This is a genomic window from Pseudomonas sp. SWRI99, from assembly GCF_014270125.1.
In the GTDB taxonomy this organism is placed as follows: domain Bacteria; phylum Pseudomonadota; class Gammaproteobacteria; order Pseudomonadales; family Pseudomonadaceae; genus Aquipseudomonas; species Aquipseudomonas hamedanensis.
In genome coordinates, this window is the sequence record NZ_JABWQR010000002.1 from 174301 (window position 1) to 192304 (window position 18004).

Genomic DNA, 18004 nt, shown 5'->3' on the forward strand with positions numbered 1-18004 from the left:
TTATTTCGGGGTGCAGGTCAGTTTGATGCGCAGCTTGATGATCTCGCGGGTGAACTTGGCCGTGGCGTTTTTATGTTTGCCGGCCGGTACGTCGATGCTGCGCGTGCGCGGTGCTTCCGGACCGTTGCTGAACACTGCCCGGCAGGTCGCGTCGACGTCACCGTAGTTGGCCACCCGGATCGAGCCGATGTCGTTGTCGGTATCGAAAGTCTCGTAGTCGATCTTCATGCCGTTGAGATCCTTCTGCACATCGATCGGATAGGCAAACGCGGTCAACGGCAGCAGCGCCAGCAGCACACAACAGAATTTTTTCATTCGGCAGTCTCCATGAGGGACGGCCAGCTTAGGACAAGAGGAGCTATTGATGAAAGCGCCCCGCGTAACCCTTGATCAATGGCGAACATTGCAGGCCGTGGTCGACCACGGCGGATTCGCCCAGGCCGCCGAGGCCCTGCACCGTTCGCAGTCGTCGGTGAGCTACACCGTGGCGCGCATGCAGGACCAGCTCGGCGTGCCGCTGCTGCGCATCGACGGGCGCAAAGCCGTGCTCACCGAAGCCGGCGGCGTGCTGCTTCGGCGTTCGCGCCAACTGGTGAAACAGGCCAGCCAACTGGAAGACCTCGCCCATCACATGGAGCAAGGCTGGGAAGCGGAAGTGCGACTGGTGGTCGATGCGGCCTATCCGAGCGCCCGCCTCGTCCGCGCGCTGACCGCGTTCATGCCGCAAAGCCGTGGCTGCCGCGTGCGTCTGCGCGAAGAAGTCCTGTCGGGCGTGGAGGAAGTATTGCTCGAAGGCGTCGCCGATCTGGCGATCACCGGGCTGAGCATTCCCGGTTATCTCGGCGCCGAGTTGTGCGATGTCGAATTCATCGCCGTCGCCCACCCGGAACACTCACTGCACCGGCTCAACCGCGAGCTGAGCTTCCAGGACCTGGAAAACCAGATGCAAGTGGTGATTCGCGACTCCGGCCGCCAGCAGCCACGCGACGTCGGCTGGCTCGGCGCGGAGCAGCGCTGGACGGTCGGCAGCCTGGCCACGGCGGCAACCTTCGTCAGCAACGGCCTGGGCTTCGCCTGGCTGCCGCGCCACATGATCGAACGGGAATTGAAAGAAGGTTCGCTCAAGCTGCTACCGTTGGATCAGGGGCGCAGCCGCAACTCCAACTTCTACCTGTATACGAACAAGGAAAAACCCCTGGGCCCGGCCACGCAAATCCTCATCGAGTTGCTGCGTACCTTCGACACCTTGCCGCTGGACGCACCGTTCGCCGCCCCCGAACAAGCCTGACACGGAGTTCACCGATGGCGTATTTCGAGCACGAAGGTTGCAACCTGCACTACGAGGAATATGGCCACGGTACGCCGTTGCTGCTGGTTCACGGGCTCGGTTCGAGCACGCTGGACTGGGAAATGCAGATCCCGGTGCTGGCCGCGCACTACCGGGTGATCGTCGCGGACATTCGCGGCCACGGGCGTTCGGACAAACCGCGCGAACGCTACAGCATCCCCGGTTTCAGCGCTGACCTGGTGGCGCTGGCCGAACACCTGAAGCTCGGCCCGGTGCATTACGTCGGGCTGTCGATGGGCGGCATGATCGGCTTTCAACTGGCCGTCGATCAGCCGCAACTTCTCAAGAGCCTGACCATCGTCAACAGCGCGCCACAAGTCAAAGTGCGCACTCGCGACGATTACTGGCAGTGGTTCAAACGCTGGAGCCTGATGCGCCTGCTCAGCCTGGACACCATCGGCAAAGCCCTTGGCAGCAAACTTTTTCCCAAACCGGAACAAGCCGATCTGCGGCGCAAAATGGCTGAACGCTGGGCAAAAAACGACAAACGTGCTTATCTCGCCAGCTTCGATGCGATTGTTGGCTGGGGCGTTCAGGAACGACTTTCCCGGGTGTCCTGTCCAACGCTCGTCATCAGCGCCGACCGTGACTACACACCGGTGGCATTGAAAGAAACCTATGTGAAACTATTGCCGAATGCGCGGCTGGCGGTGATTGCCGATTCGCGCCACGCCACCCCGCTCGATCAACCCGAACGTTTCAATCAAACGCTGCTGGAATTTCTACAGGCAGCCGACCTTCAATCTCAGGATCACTGACCCATGCTGAAAAAACTCGCCCTCGCCGCTGGTACCGTGCTGTTCGCCGCCAACCTGATGGCTGCCACGCCGGCCAAAGCACCCCACGTGCTGCTGGACACGACCAACGGCCAGATCGAAATCGAACTGGACCCGGTCAAGGCACCGATCAGTACCAAGAACTTTCTTGAGTACGTCGACAGCGGTTTCTACAACAACACCATTTTCCACCGTGTGATCCCTGGCTTCATGGCCCAGGGCGGCGGTTTCACCCAGCAGATGCAACAGAAAGACACCAAGGCGCCGATCAAGAACGAAGCCAGCAATGGCCTGCACAACGTTCGCGGCACCCTGTCGATGGCGCGCACCTCCAACCCTGACTCGGCCACCAGCCAGTTCTTCATCAACGTTGCCGACAACGCCTTCCTCGATCCGGGCCGTGACGCCGGTTACGCGGTGTTCGCCAAAGTGGTCAAGGGCATGGATGTCGTAGACGTCATCGTCAACTCGCAGACCACCACCAAAAGCGGCATGCAAAACGTGCCGGTCGACCCTGTGATCATCAAGTCGGCCAAGCGCATCGACTGAGTTTCGCCGGGCATACCGAGCGGCGCCGGGCTGAGCCTGCGCCGCTCGCACTGATAAAAGGAGAGCCCGTGATCCGGGCGGTTATCTGATGCTCTATCGCCGTTTCGAACAATTGATCGATATCTTCCGCGACGCCCCGACCGCGTCCCCGCCGGACCGCGTCTGGCCCTTTTACACCTATTACCTGAAGCAGGTCTGGCCGAGCTTCGCCGCCCTGCTTGTGGTCGGCCTGTTCGCCGCGTTGATCGAAGTGGCGCTGTTCAGCTACCTGAGCCGTATCATCGATCTGGCCCAGGGCACACCGAACCCGAATTTCTTCAGCGACCACGCCCTCGAACTGACGTGGATGCTGGTGGTCGCCCTTGTGCTGCGACCGATTTTTTTCGGCCTGCACGATCTGCTGGTGCACCAGACCCTGAGTCCCGGCATGACCAGCATGATCCGCTGGCAGAACCACAGCTATGTGCTCAAGCAAAGCCTGAATTTCTTCCAGAATGACTTCGCCGGGCGCATCGCCCAGCGCATCATGCAGACCGGCAACTCGCTGCGCGATTCTGCCGTACAAGCGGTCGACGCGCTGTGGCACGTGGTGATCTACGCAATCAGTTCGCTGGTGCTGTTCGCCGAGGCGGACTGGCGCCTGATGATTCCGCTGCTGACGTGGATCGTCGCCTACATCGGCGCGCTATGCTACTTCGTTCCCCGCGTGAAAGACCGCTCGGTGGAAGCCTCCGACGCGCGCTCGAAACTGATGGGACGCATCGTCGACGGCTACACCAACATCGCCACGCTAAAGCTGTTCGCCCACACTAACTTCGAACAGCATTACGCCAAGGAAGCCATCGAAGAACAGACCGTCAAGGCGCAGATGGCCGGACGCGTGGTCACCAGCATGGACGTGGCAATCACTGCCATGAACGGCTTGCTGATTGTCGGCACCACCGCGCTGGCTTTATGGCTGTGGACACAGTCGCTGATCACCGTCGGCGCGATTGCCCTGGCCACCGGCCTGGTGATTCGCATCGTCAATATGTCCGGCTGGATCATGTGGGTGGTCACCGGCATTTTCGAGAACATCGGCATGGTTCAGGACGGTCTGCGCACCATCTCGCAACCGGTCAGCGTCACCGACCGCGAGCAGGCCAAGCCGCTGGACGTGGCCCGTGGCGAAGTGCGTTTCGAGCAAGTGGATTTTCACTACGGCAAGCAGAAGGGCATCATCGGCGACCTCAACCTGACCATCAAACCGGGCGAGAAAATCGGCTTGATCGGGCCGTCCGGCGCCGGCAAGTCGACCCTGGTCAACCTGTTGCTGCGCCTGTACGACGTTGAGGGTGGACGCATCCTGATCGACGGGCAGAACATCGCCGAAGTCGGCCAGGAAAGCCTGCGTGCGCGGATCGGCATGATCACTCAAGACACCTCGCTGCTGCACCGCTCGATCCGCGACAATTTGCTTTACGGCAAACCGGATGCGACCGATGCCGAGTTGTGGGATGCGGTGCACAAGGCTCGCGCCGATGAGTTCATTCCTTTGCTGTCCGACGCTGAAGGCCGCACCGGTTTCGATGCGCATGTTGGCGAGCGCGGGGTGAAACTGTCCGGCGGTCAGCGTCAGCGCATCGCGATTGCGCGGGTGTTGCTCAAGGACGCGCCGATTCTGATCATGGACGAAGCCACCTCGGCGCTGGACTCGGAAGTCGAAGCGGCGATTCAGGAAAGCCTCGAGACCTTGATGCAGGGCAAAACCGTGATCGCGATTGCCCACCGCCTCTCGACCATCGCACGCATGGACCGGCTGGTGGTGCTGGAGAACGGCAAAATCGCCGAGAGCGGCACCCATGCCGAGCTGCTCGCGCATCGAGGCTTGTACGCGCGGTTGTGGGCGCACCAGACCGGAGGCTTTGTCGGTATCGACTAATGCCCCACAGGGGTTCTGAATTTAGGCTTGGCGATAGGGCAATGCAGTGCGGGCTTCTTCGGCGTAGGCCAACACGCCGACGCGCTCTTGCTGAAGAAAATCCTTCACCGCCGCTTTCAATCCCGGATGGCGCAGGTAATGCCAGGAATGGGTGATCACCGGTTCGAAACCACGAATCAACTTGTGCTCGCCCTGAGCGCCGGCATCGAAGCGCTGGATGCCATGGGCAATCGCATAATCCATGCCCTGATAAAAACACGTCTCGAAATGCAGCCGATCAAACTCGGCCAGGCAGCCCCAATAGCGCCCGTAAAAACTGTCGCCCCCAACCAGACTGAAGGCCATTGCGACCGGCCTTGAGCCCTGTTTCGCCAGCACCACGCGAATCGCTTCGGGCATGCGCTCGGCCAGCAGGCTGAAAAATTCGCGGGTCAGATACGGCGCCTGCCGTCGCACCGCATAGGTGTTGGCATAACAGGCGTAGACAAAATCCCACTGCGCCTCGTCCAGCTCGCGACCTTCCAGCCATTCAAACTCAAAGCCCTGCCCCGCCACCTGCTCGCGCTCCTTGCGCATCTGTTTGCGCTTGCGTGAGCTGAGGGCGTCGAGGAAATCCTGAAAGTCGCGGTAATCACGATTCTGCCAGTGATATTGGCAACCGATGCGCTGCAACCAGCCCGGCTGCTCAGCCATCGCCGCGTCAGTAAACGGATCGGTGAAGTTGATGTGCGCACTGGAAAGCTCTTCGATCTGCAGATACCCCGGCAGGCTCTTCAGCAGTTCGAAACCATCCTCGACCTTTGCCGCCAGCAAGCGCGGGCCGCTGACCGGACTGAACGGCACGGCAGTCAACAGTTTGGGGTAGTAATCGATGCCGGCCCGCGCGCAGGCGTCGGCCCAGCCATGATCGAACACGTACTCACCGTAGGAATGCCACTTGCGGTAACTGGGCAGCGCGGCGATCAGTCGATCACCTTCGAGATGCAGCAAATGCTCGGGCTGCCAGCCTGAATGTGGGCCGACACTGCCACTGTCTTCCAGCGCACTCAGAAAAGCGTGACGCAGGAACGGCTGGTTATCCGGTACCAGCGCATCCCAGCTTGCCGGGGTGATTTCTGACAGGTTTTGCAGGCGTTGCAACGGCATCCACTGGCACTCCACAGCTTGGCGACAAAGCCCGGCGAGTATCGCTGATCGCGAGCCGTTGCACACGCTCAATCGGCCGACAGCGCTCTAACTCAATAGTTCACGCCCGACCTGCATCGTCATCAACCTGCCATCACTGTGCCACCGCTCTGTCATAAACGATCGCGATACTGGCGCCTGTTTTTAGAGCGCCGGGTTCTAGCCCGGACACAGTTTTCCGACCTCGTGTCGGTTGTGCCCAGGATGGTTCAGCCATCCCCTTTCATCTTTGGAGATTGCTATGCGTCTTGCTTCCACCAAAACTGCGGCGGCCCTGTGCGGCGGCTTGTTGCTGGCCATGAGCGTTCCGGCCAGTGCTGCAGTCGACGCCAAACTGCTCGACATGCTCAAAGCCAACGGGTCGATTTCCCAGGCGCAGTACATCGAGCTGCAAACAGAACTGGCCAAGGATCAGAAGGCTCAGCAGATCGCCCGGCAGGCGCAGCAGGAAACCAACGAGCAAGTGGCGGCGGTCGCGAAAAAGACCAACGAACAGAGCGCTTTTGACCAGAAACTGGCCTGGGCGGCCAAGACCCAGTTCAAGGGCGACGTGCGCATCCGTCAGGAGACCATCAAGATCGACGGCGAGCCAAACAACGGCGGCCGCGACAAGGACCGTCAGCGCATCCGTGCACGTCTGGGCGCCTACACCGAGATCAACCCGCAGGTCGACACCGGCATCCGTATCGCCACCGGCGGCGGCGACGATGCCCGCTCGACCAACCAGGATCAGGACAACTACTTCGACAAGAAGCAGATCTGGCTCGACCTCGGTTACATCGACTACCACCCGGATCAAATCAAAAACCTGCACGTCATCGGCGGCAAGATGCTGCAACCGTGGGTCAGCATGGGCGACGTGATCTGGGACAGCGACATCAACCCGGAAGGTCTGGCCGTCACCTACAAATACCCGCTGGGCAGCAGTGCAGAACTGTTCGGCAGCCTGGGTAACTACAATCTCAAGGACAACGTTGACGGCGACGGCGTGCAATTTCGTCACGACCTGCGCCTGACCGCCGGCCAGTTGGGGAGCCGCTTCAACATCACCGACAACCTGAAACTGACCCTGGGCGGCAGCGTCTACGCCTACCAGAACGATGAAGACAGCCGCTGCACCGGCACGTCCACGCCGTGCGCCCTGGCGGTCAACGGCAACTCGGCCAACAACGAATTCCGTTTGTATGAAGGGTTCAGCCAGGTCGATATCGGCGGTTTGCCGATGCCGCTGTCGTTCTACGGCCAGTACGTGAAGAACAACGATGCCGTGACCGATCAGGACACTGCCTGGTTGCTCGGTGCCAAGTCGAAAGTCTTCGGTTTCAACCTCGACTACAACTATCGCGACGTGCAGCGCAACGCCGTGGTCGGCGCCTTCACCGACTCCGACTTTGCCAACGGCACTACCGGTTCGCGAGGGCACAAGTTCAAGGTCGGTTACGACATCGACAAGAACTTCGCCGTCGGCGCCACGTACTTCCTGACCAAGGCTGATTTCGCCAGCCGTGGTCAGCGCGATGCCGATGCCAACACCCTGCAGCTGGATGCCGAAGCCAAGTTCTAGAACGGCAGTTACAAGCTACAAGCTACAAGCTACAAGCTACAAGCTACAAGCTACAAGCTACAAGCTACAAGCTGGAAGCTGGAAGCTACAAGCTACAAGTTACAAGCTGGAAGTGGATGCCTTTACTTGCAGCTTGAAGCTTGAAGCTGCCTAACTCCGGTGTGGGCGGGACGATCCCCATCATCCGTTCGTTTCAGCCGCACTTGGGTTATTCATTGATCTGTGGCGAGGGAGCTGGCTCCCTCGCCACATGTCCATCAGGGGCTGTTGTTACGGCGTTGCTCGGCCAAGCGCTCGGCCAGCGCATCGACATTCTCGTCAGGCTGTTCCGGCATGGCTTTAAGCGTCGCCTGCATCAAGCGCATCTGCCGCATGAAACGCCGGCAGTTGGGGCAGAACAACAGGTGATGACGCACCATCAGCGTCTCGCGAAAGCTCAGTTGGCCGTCGAGATAATCGCTGGATCGTGCCACTTGCTCCTTGCAGGTCAACATTCTCCCGTCTCCTCAAAATGTTCCACGGTCGCAAAGACCTTCAAGCGCGCCCGGTGCAGCAGCACGCGGACATTGGAGAGCGATATTTCAAGAAGATTACAGATTTCTTCCAGCTCCAGGCCCTGCCGTTCGCGCAACAGCAACACGCTGCTTTGCAACTCAGAGAGGCTCAGCAAGGTGTGCTCGAGGCATTCGCGCAGTTCATTTTCGGTCAGCAGTGCTTCGGGAGTGTCCTGGTGCCAGGCGAAAGGCTCGACCAGCCAATGCCCGTCGCTTGAAGAGAAGCGTTCATCGCCAAGGGTGCCGTGCGGCGCCGGCAGATCGTCCATCAGCACTTCCCGGCGATTGAGCTTGTAGCGACTCTTGGCCGAGTTGGCGGTGATAGTCAGCAACCAGGTCTTGAGACTTGATCGGCCCTCGAAGCTACCCAAATGGCGCACCACCGACAACCAGGCATCCTGCACCACTTCTTCGACATGACGCTGGCCGACAATCGCATAAGCCACCGCGCGCATGGCGCTTTGATAAGTGGTGACCACTTCCTTGAACGCCTGTTGCTCCCCCGCCAGCAAGCGCGCGAGCAGTTGGGTGTCGTCAGCCGCCATCCATCAATCCCCTTGTCCGGACTTCGAAAATGAACGCGGCAGGTATTCACCTGCCGCCATCTCCGAAAAATTACAGCGTTTCAGCCGCTTCGGATGTAGGAAAGAGCGACGCGATTAAGGGGAAATTAACCTGTTTCAGCGCTTGCGCAGAATCACGCTACCGATCGAGTAACCGGCACCGAACGAACTCAGCACGGCCAGCGAACCCGACGCCAGATCATCCTGATTTTTGTGGAAGGCAATCACCGAGCCCGCAGAGCTGGTATTGGCGTAAGTATCGAGAATCACCGGAGCTTCTTCTTCGGTGGCTTCGCGGCCCAGCAGCTTGCGCACGATCAGGTGATTCATGCTCAGGTTGGCCTGGTGCAGCCAGAAGCGTTTCACATCGGCAACGTTGAGCTGGTTCTCTTGCAGGTGTGCACCGATCAGTTCGGCGACCATCGGGCAGACGTCCTTGAACACCTTGCGGCCTTCCTGCACGAACAGCTTGTCGGGGGCGCCGATGCCCTCCTCGGCGGCACGGTTGAGGAAACCGAAGTTGTTGCGGATGTTGTTGGAGAACGTGGTCAGCAGCTTGGTGCTGACCACGTCGAACTGATATTTCGACGTCGCCAGATCCGCGCGCTCGATGATCACCGCAGTCGCCGCGTCACCAAAGATGAAATGGCTGTCACGGTCACGGAAGTTCAGGTGACCGGTGCAGACTTCCGGATTGACCATCAGGATCGCCCGCGCCTGGCCCAGTTGCACGCTGTTGGCCGCGGCCTGAATGCCAAACGTGGCCGAAGAGCACGCCACGTTCATGTCGAAACCGAAGCCCTGAATGCCCAGCGCTTCCTGGACTTCGATGGCGATGGCCGGATAAGCGCGTTGCAGGTTGGAGCAGGCAACGATGACGCCGTCGATGTCAGCGGCGGTCTTGCCGGCACGTTGCAAGGCTTGCTCGGCAGCGCCGATGGCCATCTGGCACAGCACCGACCATTCGTCGTTGGAACGCTCCGGCAGGCGCGGGGCCATACGTTGCGGATCGAGGATGCCGTCCTTGTCCATGACAAAGCGGCTCTTGATGCCCGAGGCTTTTTCGATGAACGCGGCACTGGATTCGGTCAGGGCCTGGACTTCACCGCGAGCGATGGCCTCGGCGTTGTCCGCATTGAACTGCGCGACATAGGTATTGAAAGACTGCACCAGCTCTTCGTTGGAGATGCTGTTGGCCGGTGTGTACAGGCCGGTGCCGCTGATGACGACGTTATGCATGGTCGTTTCTCTAATCTGTTCAGGCAGAAAGTGCTGGAACCGTCGTACCAACACGCAAAGGGTCTATTCCCATCCGGGGGACGCAAACCTGGCATCGTTTTATTCCGCGGCGCGACACGGCCGAAGGCTCTGGGTCGCGAAACGGCGGGTTATGGTGGCGAAGTTTGCCATAAACCCAGAATTTTGGCGCCTTCCTCAAGATCAACACGGATGATCGTTCCCACGCTCCTGCGTTGGAATGCAGCCCGTGACGCTCCGCGTCACTGGACGCGGAGCGTCACCAGAGGCATTCCCACGCAGAGCGTGGGAACAATCAAAGGCGCGAGGTCAGGGCTCTACCTGGCTCCACTGTTTATTCAGGCGCTTGTCCGAGATCGGTACTTTCGTGCCCAACTGCTGGGCAAACAGCGACACGCGGTATTCCTCCAGCCACCAGCGGTACAACTCCAGTTGCGGATCGCGTTTGCCTTCCTGCGCATGCTTGGCCGCGCGGGTCTGGTATTGCGCCCACAGGCCGGCGAGTTCGCCGCTCCAGACCCGGTCCTTCTGTACTTGCGCGCCGAGTTTCTCGAAACGCTGCTCGACCGCTTTCAGATAACGCGGCAGTTCCTTGAGCCACTGCATCGGCGTTTCGCGGACGAAGCCCGGATAGACCAGATGGCCGATCTGCTGCTTGATGTCGTTGAGCGCCACTGCCTGAGCAAGATCGATCTTACCCTTGAAGCGCTTTTGCAGGCCGTGCCAGATCTTGAGGATTTCCAGGGTCAGCCGCGCGACGCGCTCGGCGTGTTCGGTCCAGCTGCCGCGTTTGCGCTCGGCCAATGCCGCCAACCCGGCGCCGTCGCGGGGCAACGGGTCTTCGCCTTCGAGAATGCAGCTGTCGAGGCTGGCCAGCAAAATGTCTTCGATCAGTGCATCGACCCGGCCCAGCTCGCGATACAGCAGCCCCAACTCTGTCTGCCCCGGCAACTTGCCACGCAGGAATTTCGCCGGCTCGGCCAGTTGTTGCATCAACAAGCGCTGCAAGGCACGGCGATGCTGGAACTCGGCTTCAGCCGGGGTGGAGAAACGCCCTTCCTTGACCGTACCGCCCTCTTCCACCAGCGCCGGGTACACCGTCATCGACAGCCCGGCGATTTTCTGCTGAGTCTTTTCCGCCACCGGCGCGAAGACTTTCGCCTCGACCGGTTGCTGACTTTTCGCACTCTGCGGCACCGCCAATGCGGCCTGACTGGCTTCGGCAAAGCGTGCGGTCAGCTCGGCCAGATCGCGACCTTCACCGAGGAACTTGCCTTGGCCGTCGACGATTTCCAGGTTCATGCGCAGATGGCTTTCGACCTGTTGCACAGCTTCCGCCCACGCTTCATCGCTGACCCGCGCGCCGGTCATGCGCAGCAGCTCGCGGCCGAGCGCTTGCGGCAGCGAGCCGTCGGCGAAGGTCATGCGCTGCAACGCGGCTTTGATGAAGTCCGGCACCGGCACGAAGTTCTTGCGCAGGGCTTTCGGCAGGTTGCGCACCAGCGCAATGCACTTGGCCTCGATCAGCCCCGGCACCAGCCATTCCAGACGTTCCGGCGGCAGCATCGGCAGCAGCGGCGCCGGCACGCGCAAGGTCACGCCATCGCGCGGATGGTTGGGTTCGAAATGGTAAGTCAGCGCCAGCTCCAGATCGCCGATGTGCAGCGTATCCGGGTAATCGCGGGCGGTGACTTCGCTGGCCTCGCGGGCCAGCACGTCTTCTTCGCGCATGATCAACAACTGCGGGTCTTTCTGGCTGTTGACCTTGTACCAACTGTCGAAGGTCGCGGTCTGGTGGATCTCCGCCGGCAAACGCGCATCGTAGAAGGCGTACAAGGTTTCTTCGTCAGCGAGGATGTCGCGGCGCCGGGCCTTGGCTTCCAGTTCGTCGAGCTGCTCGAGCAGCTTCTGATTAGCGCTCAGGCATTTTGCCCGCGACTGGATCTCGCCGCGCACCAGCCCTTCGCGGATAAACAGCTCACGCGAAACCACTGGGTCCACCGGACCGTAATGCACCGGACGACGACCGACCACGATCAGCCCGAACAGGGTGATCTGCTCGTACGCCACGACCTGGCCGCGCTTCTTTTCCCAGTGCGGTTCGAAGTGGTTTTTCTTGATCAGGTGCCCGGCCAGCGGTTCGATCCAGTCGGCATCGATCTTGGCGACCATGCGCGCGTAGAGCTTGGTGGTTTCCACCAGTTCGGCGGTCATCAACCACTGCGGGCGCTTCTTGCCGATGCCTGAAGAGGGGTGAATCCAGAAGCGCCGCTGGCGAGCGCCGAGGTAATCGCCGTCCTCGGTTTTCTGACCGATCTGGCTGAGCAGGCCGACCAGCACCGCTTTGTGCAGCTTCGGATAATCTGCCGGCTCTTTATTCAGGCTCAACTGCATGTCGCGGCAGATCAGGCTCAACTGCCGGTGAGAGTCGCGCCACTCGCGCAAACGCAAGTAGTTGAGGAAGTTCTTGCGGCACCAGTTGCGCAGCGGGCTGGCGGTCAGCGCCTGGCGTTGCTCTTCGAAACCACGCCACAAATTGACCAGTCCGGCAAAATCCGAATCCGGATCCTTCCATTGCGCATGGGCCTGATCGGCGGCTTGCTGACGTTCCGGAGGTCGCTCGCGCGGATCCTGAATCGACATGGCGCTGGCGACGATCAGCACTTCCTGCAAGCTGCCGAGTTTTGCCGCCTCGAGCAGCATGCGGCCCATGCGCGGATCCACCGGCAAACGCGCCAACTGCCGACCGAGCGGCGTCAGTTGGCTGTTGCGATCCACCGCCGAAAGCTCTTGCAGCAAATTGAAGCCGTCGCTGATCGCCTTGCCGTCCGGCGGCTCGATAAACGGGAACGCGGTAATTTCGCCGAGGCGCAGGTGCAGCATCTGCAAAATCACGGCGGCGAGGTTGGTGCGCAGAATTTCCGGATCGGTGAATTCCGGACGACCGAGGAAATCTTCCTCGCTGTACAAACGCACGCAGATGCCCGGCTCGACCCGCCCGCAACGGCCCTTACGCTGATTGGCACTGGCCTGGGAAATCGCTTCGATCGGCAGACGCTGGACCTTGGCGCGGTAGCTGTAACGGCTGATTCGCGCGGTGCCGCTGTCGATCACGTAGCGAATGCCCGGCACGGTCAGCGAGGTCTCGGCAACGTTGGTCGCCAGTACCACGCGGCGGCCCGGGTGCGACTGGAAAATCCGCTGCTGCTCGGCCGGCGACAGACGCGCATACAGCGGCAGAATTTCGGTGTGCTTGAGCTGGGCCTTGCGCAGCATGTCGGCGGCGTCGCGAATCTCCCGCTCACCCGGCAGGAATACCAACACATCACCGGGGCTGCGGCGTTCGCTACGCTCGTACGCAGCGATTTCGTCGAGGGTGGCGAGAATCGCTTGATCGACCGTCAAGTCATCCTCGACGCGGTTGCCCTCTTCGTCCTGCTCCAGGGTCAGCGGTCGATACCAGGTTTCAACCGGAAAGGTACGACCCGACACCTCGACAATCGGCGCATCGTCGAAATGCTTGGAGAAGCGCTCCAGATCGATGGTCGCCGAAGTGATGATGACTTTCAGGTCGGGACGCCGCGGCAGCAGGGTTTTCAGATAGCCGAGAAGGAAGTCGATGTTGAGGCTGCGCTCGTGGGCTTCGTCGACGATGATCGTGTCGTAGCGTTCGAGGTAGCGGTCGTTCTGGGTTTCCGCGAGCAGGATGCCGTCGGTCATCAGTTTGATCAGGGTGTTGGCATCGCTCTGGTCTTCAAAGCGCACCTGATAGCCGACCAGCGCACCGAGCGGCGTGCCAAGCTCCTCGGCAACGCGACTGGCAACGCTGCGCGCGGCGATCCGACGCGGCTGGGTGTGGCCGATCAGGCCGTGCTGACCGCGACCGATCTCCAGACAGATTTTCGGCAACTGCGTGGTTTTGCCCGAACCGGTCTCGCCGGCGATGATCAGCACCTGATGTTGCTCCAGGGCCTTTTTGATCTCGTCGCGCTTGGCTGCAATCGGCAAACTGTCGTCGTAACGAATCACCGGCAGGCTGGCGCGGCGCGCCAGCACCTGGTCACAGGACGTCTGCATGCGCGTCACCCACTGCGCCAGTTTGGCTTCGTCGGGTTTCTTGCGCAGCTCAAGCAACTGCCGCCGCAGCCGGTGACGGTCGGCGAGCATGGCGTGATCGAGATTTTTCAGCAGTTTGTCGATGGAGGGCGATTCGTCGGTCATCGGGTAGGCAATTCGGTCGTCTATTTGTGCAGGGGGCGGATTGTCGCAGAAAAGCAGCTATTAGCGGCAAGCTACAAGCTGCAAGTCACTGCGGCTTTTAACTTGCAGCTTGAAGCTTGCCGCTTGCAGCTGCTTTTTGTTATTCGTTATCGAGGCCCTTGCGCCGATACGGGAAGACGTCGATGACTTTACCGGCACGAATCGCCTCTTGCAGGCTCTTCCAGTAGTCGGCGTTGTACAACTCGCCATGCAACTGATCGAACAGCTTGCGCTGCCCGGCGTCGGCAAACAGAAACGGCGGGAACTCCTCGGGAAACACATCCAGCGGCCCGATCGAATACCACGGTTCAGAGGCCATTTCGTCTTCCGGTGTGCGCGGTGCCGGGATGTGGCGAAAATTGGCTTCGGTGAGAAAGCAGATTTCGTCGTAGTCATAAAACACCACTCGGCCGTGGCGGGTGACGCCGAAGTTTTTCAGCAGCATGTCGCCGGGGAAAATATTCGCCGCCGCCAATTGCTTGATCGCCAGACCGTAGTCCTCAAGCGCTTCACGTACCTGCGCGTCGTTGGCGTTTTCCAGATAAAGGTTGAGCGGGGTCATCCGGCGCTCGGTCCAGCAGTGGCGGATCAGCACGCTTTCGCCTTCGACCGAGACCGTGGACGGCGCGACTTCGAGCAATTCCTCGAGGCATGCCGGATCGAATTTGCTCAGCGGAAAACGAAAATCGGCGAACTCCTGGGTATCGGCCATGCGGCCGACCCGGTCGACACTTTTCACCAAGCGATACTTTTCAATCACCGTGGCGCGGTCGACGTTTTTCGAGGGCGAGAATCGGTCCTTGATGATCTTGAACACGGTATTGAAGCCCGGCAGGGTAAACACGCTCATGACCATGCCACGCACGCCGGGAGCCATGATGAACTGGTCGTCAGTGTTGGCCAAATGATTGATCAGCGCGCGGTAAAATTCGGACTTGCCGTGCTTGTAGAAACCGATCGAGGTGTACAGCTCGGCGATGTGCTTGCCGGGCAGAATGCGCCGCAGAAACCCGATAAATTCCGCCGGCACCGGCACGTCGACCATGAAATAGGAGCGGGTGAAGGAGAAGATGATCGACACGTCAGCTTCGTCGGTGATCAACGCGTCGATCTGAATCCCGCGCCCTTCGCGATGCAACAGCGGAATCACCAGCGGCCACTGTTCGTCGCGGGTGTAGATGCGCCCGACCAGGTACGCGCCCTTGTTGCGGTACAGCACCGAGGAAAACAGCTCGACGCTCAGTTCCGGGTCCTTGCACACCCAGTCCGGCAGGTTTTCACGCAGTTGCGCTTCGAGACGATGCACGTCGCCTGGCAGGTCGGCGTAATCCTCGCTGAAGCGATAGTCGGCGAAAATGCTCGCAAGCATCGCCGATAACTGCCCCTGCGGCTTGTATGTGCGCGTTTGCGCAGCCCGGGCACGGCGCAGGCTCGGACGCGTGGTGTGGATGAACATGCAGCCGTCGCTGATCAGGTCGTGGCTGAACAGCCCGCAAAAGATCGAGTTGTACCAGGTCTCGGACAGTTCATCGTCGAAGCGCAGGTCGATGACACTGATATAGGCGCTTTTCACCAGCGGCCAGCAGCTGACATTCATCAGCGTCTCGTCATCGAAATATTCGCGCAGGCGGGCGATGGTTTCGCCGACCTTTTCCTCGTAGAGGTTGATCCGCGCCGCCGATGCGGTTTGTATTTCCTGCCAGCGCGCCTGCTCGAAACGTTCCCGGGCGCCGTCGGTGATCCGGCGGAAATGCTCGCGGTAATCGTCAAAGCCATCGAGGATCATGCGGGCGATGTCGGTGGCTGGCCATTGCTGCGGCATAGATGAAACCTCTGCGTGCGCTCGAAAGCTTGAGCTTAGCCACGGAACGGGCCTTTGGAGAAGTGCAATATCGGCCAAAAACCGAACCCGGACGTACGGTGCCGCGTTTCGCCGGGAGAATTAAACGCCCCAATTGCGGTTGCCATCGTCCGGCCCCTCGGCAACACTCTCGTCCCGATCAAGCAAGGAGCCGCCCGTGAGCCCCGTCGATATTTTCCGCATGTTGTCGCTGGCCGCTATCTGGGGCGCGAGTTTTCTGTTCATGCGCATTATTGCGCCAGTGATCGGCACGATTCCGACCGGTTTTTTCCGCGTGTCGATCGCCGCCGCGGGCCTGCTGGTGATTCTGGGCCTGATGCGCATCAGTTGGGATTTCAAGGGCAAGCTGAAAACCGTGATGTTGCTGGGCGTGATCAATTCGGCGATCCCGGCGACGCTGTACTCGGTGGCCGCGCAAGTGCTGCCGGCCGGGTATTCGGCGATTTTCAACGCCACCACGCCGCTGATGGGCGTGCTGATTGGCGGACTGTTTTTCAGTGAAAAACTCTCGGCGGCGAAATTGGCGGGGGTGTTCCTCGGTCTGTTCGGGGTCGGCGTGCTGACCCGTGCCGGGCCGGTGGCGTTCGATCTGCAACTGCTGCTGGGGGCGGTCGCCTGCCTGCTGGCGACTACCTGCTACGGTTTCGCCGGATTCCTCGCACGGCGCTGGCTGGATCAGGCGGGCGGGCTGGACAGCCGTCTGTCGGCGCTGGGCAGTATGCTCGGTGCGACGCTGTTCCTGTTGCCGCTGTTCGCCTATAGCGTGATCACTGCGCCGCCAGTCAGCTGGGGTGGCTGGCATGTCTGGCTGTCGCTGCTTGGCCTAGGCCTGGGTTGCACGGCGTTTGCCTACATCATTTATTTCCGTCTGCTCAGCTCGATCGGCCCGGTGAAATCGATGACCGTGACCTTCATGATTCCGCCGTTTGGCGTGTTGTGGGGGGCGTTATTGCTCGATGAGCCGTTGTCGATGGCGCACATCTATGGCGGGGTGTTGATTGCGATTGCGCTGTGGCTGGTGTTGAAGCCGGCAGTGGTGAAGCCTGCAGAAGTTATGAATCGGTAATCTGCTTTGTTTATAGAATCGCCATCGCGAGCAGGCTCACTCCTACAGGGGAATGCATTCCAACTGTAGGAGTGAGCCTGCTCGCGATGGCGCCCGAACAGCCACCGCCTGTCTTTCTGCTATCCGGTCTTACGGAACACAAAAGCCAATCCAATAATAATCAACACCATCCCCAACACACTCAACGCCGCCAGCCGATTACCAAAAATCAGGTAATCCATCACCGCTGTCACCGCCGGCACCAGATAGAACAGGCTGGTGACATTGACCAGATTGCCCCGCGCGATCAGGCGATACAGCAACAGCGTCGCCAGCACCGAGACGACCAGACCCATCCACAAAACCGGCACGACAAAACCGCTGCTGTGCTCGAAGTGGAATGGCTGAAACGGTACGAAAACCGCGCACAGCAGCAAGCCGGCCAGATACTGCACCGGCAGCGTGCCGAGGGGATTGTCGGTGATGCGTTTCTGCATGATCGAGCCGAGTGTCATGCTCGCCAGCGCCAGCAGTCCGAACAACATTCCCGCCCAAGACATGCCGGCCAGACCGATGCCCTGATAAACCACCATGATCAGCCCCGCCAACCCCAGCGCCAGTCCGAACATCCGACTGGCCGAGCGCTGCCGTTCCATCAGCACCACCGTGAGGATCGGCTGCACGCCCATGATCGTCGCCATCACCCCCGGGGTGACTTTGCTGTTCAGGGCCAGCAGATAAAAAATCTGATAGGCCCCAAGCAACACCAGCCCCGTGGCGATCGCAAACAGCATCGGTTTGCCGCCCTTGGGCCATTTCAGTTTGAGCAGCGGCGCCAGCAGCAACAGCCCGCACAGCGCGATCGCGAAGCGAATCAGTAGAAAGGCAAAGGGCGAAGCATGGGCCAGGCCCCATTTGGAGAAGATCGCCCCGCTGCTCCACAGCAGAACGAACAGGCTCGTGGACGCCGCCGCGAGCGCGGATTGTTTCGAAAGGACAAACATGAATACCACCTGTAGTCAGGCAAATAGCCAACTCAGCCGAAGCTGAAATTCAGTAGGTTTTTGTGGCGGGCGCGGGAGTCGGCAGAAACGGCCGATCAGCCCGAAACACCAACGCCC

At 60.4% G+C, this 18004-nt stretch carries 14 protein-coding genes; 6 read left to right on the plus strand and 8 right to left on the minus strand.

Translation table 11 applies throughout. The features are described 5' to 3' along the window. A complete protein-coding gene (locus HU743_RS02410; protein ID WP_101158571.1) occupies positions 1-315 on the minus strand; it encodes a 3-phosphoglycerate kinase in 315 nt (104 codons plus the stop codon). A 49-nt stretch (positions 316-364) separates the two neighbouring features. Between HU743_RS02410 and HU743_RS02415 the strand changes: the two genes are divergently transcribed. From HU743_RS02415 to HU743_RS02430, 4 genes are all read left to right on the plus strand, one after another. Then, positions 365-1288 carry a LysR family transcriptional regulator gene (locus HU743_RS02415; RefSeq protein WP_186548765.1) on the plus strand — a complete coding sequence of 308 codons (924 nt, stop codon included), beginning with the start codon at positions 365-367 and terminating at the stop codon, positions 1286-1288. Positions 1289-1302: 14 nt separating this feature from the next. After that, positions 1303-2106 carry an alpha/beta hydrolase gene (locus HU743_RS02420; protein WP_186646680.1) on the plus strand — a complete coding sequence of 268 codons (804 nt, stop codon included), beginning with the start codon at positions 1303-1305 and terminating at the stop codon, positions 2104-2106. A gap of 3 nt (positions 2107-2109) precedes the next feature. Beyond that, positions 2110-2673, plus strand: coding sequence for a peptidylprolyl isomerase (locus tag HU743_RS02425; RefSeq protein WP_186548769.1), 564 nt, complete (start codon positions 2110-2112; stop codon positions 2671-2673). Between the two features lie 88 nt (positions 2674-2761). Beyond that, complete coding sequence (locus HU743_RS02430) at positions 2762-4594, plus strand: ABC transporter ATP-binding protein (protein ID WP_186646682.1); 1833 nt, start codon at positions 2762-2764, stop codon at positions 4592-4594. Between the two features lie 21 nt (positions 4595-4615). Here HU743_RS02430 and HU743_RS02435 read toward each other — a convergent pair whose 3' ends face one another. Then, complete coding sequence (locus tag HU743_RS02435) at positions 4616-5740, minus strand: GNAT family N-acetyltransferase (RefSeq protein WP_186646684.1); 1125 nt, start codon at positions 5738-5740, stop codon at positions 4616-4618. Between the two features lie 280 nt (positions 5741-6020). Between HU743_RS02435 and HU743_RS02440 the strand changes: the two genes are divergently transcribed. Beyond that, the gene (locus tag HU743_RS02440) at positions 6021-7343 is read left to right on the plus strand and encodes a putative porin (RefSeq protein WP_186548775.1); all 1323 of its coding nucleotides are present in this window, start codon (positions 6021-6023) and stop codon (positions 7341-7343) included. A 257-nt stretch (positions 7344-7600) separates the two neighbouring features. On the opposite strand, the gene HU743_RS02445 is transcribed toward HU743_RS02440, so the two are convergent. The 5 genes from HU743_RS02445 to aceK form a co-directional block, all read right to left on the minus strand. Next, a complete protein-coding gene (locus HU743_RS02445; protein WP_186548777.1) occupies positions 7601-7837 on the minus strand; it encodes a zf-HC2 domain-containing protein in 237 nt (78 codons plus the stop codon). After that, complete coding sequence (locus HU743_RS02450; protein WP_186646686.1) at positions 7831-8442, minus strand: sigma-70 family RNA polymerase sigma factor; 612 nt, start codon at positions 8440-8442, stop codon at positions 7831-7833. The genes HU743_RS02445 and HU743_RS02450 overlap by 7 nt, the downstream gene beginning before the upstream one ends. Positions 8443-8577: 135 nt before the next feature. Next, on the minus strand, positions 8578-9699 hold the full coding sequence (locus HU743_RS02455; protein WP_186646688.1) for a beta-ketoacyl-ACP synthase III: 1122 nt from the start codon (positions 9697-9699) through the stop codon (positions 8578-8580). Positions 9700-10026: 327 nt separating this feature from the next. Continuing rightward, the gene (gene hrpA / locus HU743_RS02460; protein ID WP_186646696.1) at positions 10027-13938 is read right to left on the minus strand and encodes an ATP-dependent RNA helicase HrpA; all 3912 of its coding nucleotides are present in this window, start codon (positions 13936-13938) and stop codon (positions 10027-10029) included. Between the two features lie 139 nt (positions 13939-14077). Further along, positions 14078-15799, minus strand: coding sequence for a bifunctional isocitrate dehydrogenase kinase/phosphatase (aceK, locus tag HU743_RS02465; RefSeq protein WP_186620408.1), 1722 nt, complete (start codon positions 15797-15799; stop codon positions 14078-14080). A 196-nt stretch (positions 15800-15995) separates the two neighbouring features. On the opposite strand from aceK, the gene HU743_RS02470 reads away from it, so the two are divergent. Beyond that, positions 15996-16904 carry an EamA family transporter gene (locus tag HU743_RS02470; RefSeq protein WP_186646698.1) on the plus strand — a complete coding sequence of 303 codons (909 nt, stop codon included), beginning with the start codon at positions 15996-15998 and terminating at the stop codon, positions 16902-16904. Between the two features lie 119 nt (positions 16905-17023). Here the strand turns inward: HU743_RS02470 and HU743_RS02475 are convergent, their stop codons facing one another. Continuing rightward, complete coding sequence (locus tag HU743_RS02475) at positions 17024-17887, minus strand: DMT family transporter (protein WP_186646700.1); 864 nt, start codon at positions 17885-17887, stop codon at positions 17024-17026. Positions 17888-18004: the final 117 nt, after the last annotated feature.

Bases quoted from the DNA above. Each gene is read 5' to 3' on its own strand.
- HU743_RS02450 (WP_186646686.1), bottom strand. From the start codon at position 8,442: ATGGCGGCTGACGACACCCAACTGCTCGCGCGCTTGCTGGCGGGGGAG.
- HU743_RS02440 (WP_186548775.1), top strand. From the start codon at position 6,021: ATGCGTCTTGCTTCCACCAAAACTGCGGCGGCCCTGTGCGGCGGCTTG.
- aceK (WP_186620408.1), bottom strand. From the start codon at position 15,799: ATGCCGCAGCAATGGCCAGCCACCGACATCGCCCGCATGATCCTCGAT.
- HU743_RS02455 (WP_186646688.1), bottom strand. From the start codon at position 9,699: ATGCATAACGTCGTCATCAGCGGCACCGGCCTGTACACACCGGCCAAC.
- HU743_RS02475 (WP_186646700.1), bottom strand. From the start codon at position 17,887: ATGTTTGTCCTTTCGAAACAATCCGCGCTCGCGGCGGCGTCCACGAGC.
- HU743_RS02435 (WP_186646684.1), bottom strand. From the start codon at position 5,740: ATGCCGTTGCAACGCCTGCAAAACCTGTCAGAAATCACCCCGGCAAGC.
- HU743_RS02430 (WP_186646682.1), top strand. From the start codon at position 2,762: ATGCTCTATCGCCGTTTCGAACAATTGATCGATATCTTCCGCGACGCC.
- HU743_RS02410 (WP_101158571.1), bottom strand. From the start codon at position 315: ATGAAAAAATTCTGTTGTGTGCTGCTGGCGCTGCTGCCGTTGACCGCG.
- HU743_RS02445 (WP_186548777.1), bottom strand. From the start codon at position 7,837: ATGTTGACCTGCAAGGAGCAAGTGGCACGATCCAGCGATTATCTCGAC.
- HU743_RS02420 (WP_186646680.1), top strand. From the start codon at position 1,303: ATGGCGTATTTCGAGCACGAAGGTTGCAACCTGCACTACGAGGAATAT.
- HU743_RS02425 (WP_186548769.1), top strand. From the start codon at position 2,110: ATGCTGAAAAAACTCGCCCTCGCCGCTGGTACCGTGCTGTTCGCCGCC.
- hrpA (WP_186646696.1), bottom strand. From the start codon at position 13,938: ATGACCGACGAATCGCCCTCCATCGACAAACTGCTGAAAAATCTCGAT.
- HU743_RS02415 (WP_186548765.1), top strand. From the start codon at position 365: ATGAAAGCGCCCCGCGTAACCCTTGATCAATGGCGAACATTGCAGGCC.